General features: G+C 44.6%; 4 protein-coding genes. 3 read left to right on the top strand and 1 reads right to left on the bottom strand.

Annotated elements, in window-relative coordinates:
* Positions 1-120: 120 nt before the first annotated feature.
* Together arsJ and AB4496_RS22210 are read left to right on the top strand one after the other, a co-directional pair.
* Complete coding sequence (gene arsJ / locus AB4496_RS22215) at positions 121-1,341, top strand: organoarsenical effux MFS transporter ArsJ (RefSeq protein ID WP_009848226.1); 1,221 nt, start codon at positions 121-123, stop codon at positions 1,339-1,341.
* Between the two features lie 154 nt (positions 1,342-1,495).
* Positions 1,496-2,509 (top strand): acyltransferase, encoded by a 1,014-nt coding sequence (locus tag AB4496_RS22210; RefSeq protein WP_009848227.1) that lies wholly within the window; start codon positions 1,496-1,498, stop codon positions 2,507-2,509.
* A gap of 60 nt (positions 2,510-2,569) precedes the next feature.
* On the opposite strand, the gene AB4496_RS22205 is transcribed toward AB4496_RS22210, so the two are convergent.
* Positions 2,570-2,899, bottom strand: a complete 330-nt coding sequence (locus tag AB4496_RS22205; RefSeq protein ID WP_009848228.1) for a DUF2500 domain-containing protein — start codon at positions 2,897-2,899, stop codon at positions 2,570-2,572.
* Between the two features lie 244 nt (positions 2,900-3,143).
* Here AB4496_RS22205 and AB4496_RS22200 point away from each other — a divergent pair, with 244 nt between their 5' ends.
* A complete protein-coding gene (locus AB4496_RS22200) occupies positions 3,144-3,518 on the top strand; it encodes a hypothetical protein (RefSeq protein ID WP_009848229.1) in 375 nt (124 codons plus the stop codon).
* Positions 3,519-3,582 lie beyond the last annotated feature (64 nt).

Raw genomic sequence — 3,582 nt, 5'->3', positions numbered from 1 at the left:
CTTGTTGCCTAGCTGCAACTCCAATTATTTTGAGTATAAGTTAAGTGGAAAGTAAGAATTAGAGCTTTTGGACACCTATGATCTAAAAGCTCTTTTTGTTTAGATTGCAGAGATAGCGTTATGTTTTCAAATCTAAGTAAGAGCGTTCGCCAATACATGCTGGTGACCTTCAATTACTGGAACTTCACCATTACTGATGGTGCACTTCGTATGCTGGTGGTCTTGTATTTCTATGACCTTGGCTACAGTTCGTTAGAGATCGCCTCACTGTTCCTTTTTTATGAATTCTTTGGTGTGGTGACTAACCTAATCGGTGGTTGGTTAGGGGCGCGTCTTGGCCTCAATAAGACCATGAATATCGGCTTAGGGATGCAAGTTGTCGCCTTGGGCATGCTCGCGGTGCCAACCGTAATGTTGACCATTCCTTGGGTAATGGCGGCGCAGGCCTTGTCTGGTATCGCTAAAGATCTCAATAAGATGAGTGCTAAAAGCTCGATTAAAACCTTAGTCCCAGATGAGCAGCAAGGTGCGCTTTATAAGTGGATTGCGATTCTAACCGGATCTAAGAATGCACTGAAAGGTGCCGGGTTCTTTATCGGTGGCTTACTGCTTTCGACGATTGGTTTCCAATACGCAGTGCTCGCGATGGCTGCTGTGCTGACCTTGGTCTTCATTGGCAGTTTAGTGAGCTTAGAAGCAGACATGGGCAAAGCGAAAACCAAACCGAAGTTTAAACAAATCTTCTCTAAGTCTGAATCCATCAATATCTTGTCGGCTGCGCGTATGTTCCTGTTTGGTGCTCGTGATGTGTGGTTTGTGATTGCTTTGCCGATTTATCTAGGCAGTGTGTTTGGTTGGGACCACTCATGGGTGGGTGGCTTCTTAGCGGCTTGGACCATCGCATACGGTTTTGTGCAGGGCATTGCACCTAAGATTACTGGTAAAGCACAAGGCAAGGTGCCTGATGGACATGCAGCGCTACTATGGGCGGGTGCATTGGCTATTGTGACTGCCGGTATTGCCTATGCGGTGCAAATTGGCTGGCAACCAGAGCTAGTTATCATCGGTGGATTGATGGTATTTGGTGCCATCTTTGCGGTGAACTCATCACTTCACTCATACCTGATTGTGAGTTACGCGAAAGGCGATGGGGTTTCTCTTGATGTTGGTTTCTACTACATGGCAAACGCGATGGGTCGCTTGATTGGCACGATATTGTCGGGCTTGGTATTCCAGATGGCCGGTTTGTCTGCGTGTCTGTGGGTATCCTTCGCATTCTTAGCGATAACGACGGTGATCTCTCTGCGTTTACCTAAAGTGCCTGAAACATCAACTGCATGAGCCTCATTTGTAAGAGTTAAAGTCGCATAACCTAGAGTCGAATGAGCTAAATTCGCGATAAGCATCTCCTTTAACAATAAGCTGACTTGGTATTTATTCCGGTCAGCTTTTTTATTGCTATAGTAGAATGATTGAATATTAATCAGGCATTTACATGAAGCAGCGAATTCTCTTTTTTGATTTAGCACGATGTGTCGCGGCCATAGCTGTTATCGCGATTCATGTTTTGGCGCCTTATCGTAATGAATTAAGCACCATTCCTTTCGGTGAGTGGCTGACTGCCATTACGGTGAATGGTTTCAGCCGATGGGCAGTGCCTGTGTTCATCTTGATTTCTGGTGCATTGATGCTGAGTGATCAGCGCCCGTTTGATGCTAAATACTACCTCAAGCGCCGTCTGGGTAAGGTACTGATCCCATTCATTGTTTGGTCGCTTTTCTATACCTACCTATCAGGTTGGTCGCTAATGGGTTTTGATGCGGGCGTGAGTTGGGAGGTTTTGCTCAATAGTTATCATCACTACACGTACTATCACCTTGGTTTCTTCTATTACTTCATCCCACTCTACTTTGTGATTCCTTTTTTACAGATCATGGTCAGAAAGTACGGTGATAGATCTGTCTATGCCTTTACGGCTGTATGGTTGTTCACAACGCTATTGTTCTTATTGAAAATCGATGGCCCTTGGAGTCACGAGTTGTGGTTGTACACCGGGTACTTACCGTTGGGTTACCTGCTGTATAAGATGGTTCCACTTAACAAGATGACTGTCGGCGTGAGTGTGTTACTTGGTGGATTAGCGTTACTGACCACGGTTTATATGGTGGTTGATGCAAGTTTGGTCGCAGAAGAGTACACGGTAGGGCGTTGGTTATCTTACAAGACGTTGAACACCGTATTAGCGGCGAGCATGGTGTTCATGGTGTGCCGTTACTATGGTGAAGGCTTGTCTGAGAAGAGCAATCAAGTGGTTGGTTTTATCAGTAAACACAGCTTAGGTATTTATCTGCTGCACCCGATTTTCTTATGGCCAATGAAAGAGTTCGGTTGGTACCAAGGCCACCCTGCTTGGGTTATTCCATTATGGATCGTGATCAGCGGAGCTGGCGCGTTATGGATGAGCTGGTTGGTCTCTAAGTCAGAGAAAACACGTTGGTTATTGCCTTAGCGGTGGGTGCTAAGGCTTTCTGATGGATTGCTTAGAAGATACAGTTGAAGTACCTAATGTTTAGCGCTTCAATGCAAAGTGTAAGAACTTATCGCCTTGGTAGGTTAAGGTACCTTTGTCGCCAGGGTTCAGGGCGTGGAAGTAGTGGATTCCGACTTGGAACTCTCGTTTTGGACCAACCACACCACGTTGAACGTAAATCCAATACTCTTGATCTTCTTGGCCAGGTTCTGCATCAGGAAGGTCGATGGATTGTTTGTCCAACACAGTGACGTTCACTTTCTTTTCTGGCGCATTTTCACCTTGTGAGTGCTTTCGATAGAAACCAAGAAATACCCAAGCCGCTAGACCGGCGAGTGCAAAGATGGCAAAAAAGAGTGAATTAGGCATGTAACCTCCATGTAGTCGTGATGGTTATTCTAATCTTTCAAGCAATAGGGATATGTGTTTCAAGCCGTTATTCGTGAACTGTTGTAAGCCAAGCTGATTATTTTTCGGCAGACATCACATTTAGAGGCCAGTTTGGGATAAAGCATTGTTATTTATTGTCTCTTTCTCTCGTAAATAACAGTGATTTTGTATAAGAATAGGGAAATGCTCGACTAGAATTATAGTGTGGAGTGGGAGGGCTAATATGACCGATATTGAAAAAGTGGTGACAAGAACTCGTAATATAGAGAAATTATTGAGGCTTCAATATCATGCCGAAGGCGAAGGATTGCATGAGCTTGTGTCAAGCTGTGAAGAAAGGCTACCGCACGATACGGTGAGTAAGCTGCGTTATATCGCAACGTGTCGTAATAAGGTAGTCAATGAGCATGAGGCTAAGTTGGAAGACCAGCATAAGTTCATCATGATGTGTAACGACTGTGAGAAGGAGTTGACTCCACGTAGTGGTCGTTTTATTTGGCGAGTTGCAATCTTACTGATGATGGCAATGACTTTAGCTGCTGCTGGTTTCTATTATGCGAACTGGGATGTGTTAACACTGCATCTGTTTTCGAAATGAAAAAATTGAACAAAAAAAGGGACGCTAATGGCGTCCCTTTTTTTATCTGTAACTTGCTTAGTAC

Source organism: Vibrio sp. 10N.222.46.A1, from assembly GCF_041473595.1.
Lineage (GTDB): Bacteria > Pseudomonadota > Gammaproteobacteria > Enterobacterales > Vibrionaceae > Vibrio > Vibrio tasmaniensis_A.
Note: the sequence above shows the minus strand (reverse complement) of the source record. Positions and strands in the feature narration are given on the sequence as shown.

Bases quoted from the DNA above. Each gene is read 5' to 3' on its own strand.
- arsJ (WP_009848226.1), top strand. From the start codon at position 121: ATGTTTTCAAATCTAAGTAAGAGCGTTCGCCAATACATGCTGGTGACC.
- AB4496_RS22210 (WP_009848227.1), top strand. From the start codon at position 1,496: ATGAAGCAGCGAATTCTCTTTTTTGATTTAGCACGATGTGTCGCGGCC.
- AB4496_RS22205 (WP_009848228.1), bottom strand. From the start codon at position 2,899: ATGCCTAATTCACTCTTTTTTGCCATCTTTGCACTCGCCGGTCTAGCG.
- AB4496_RS22200 (WP_009848229.1), top strand. From the start codon at position 3,144: ATGACCGATATTGAAAAAGTGGTGACAAGAACTCGTAATATAGAGAAA.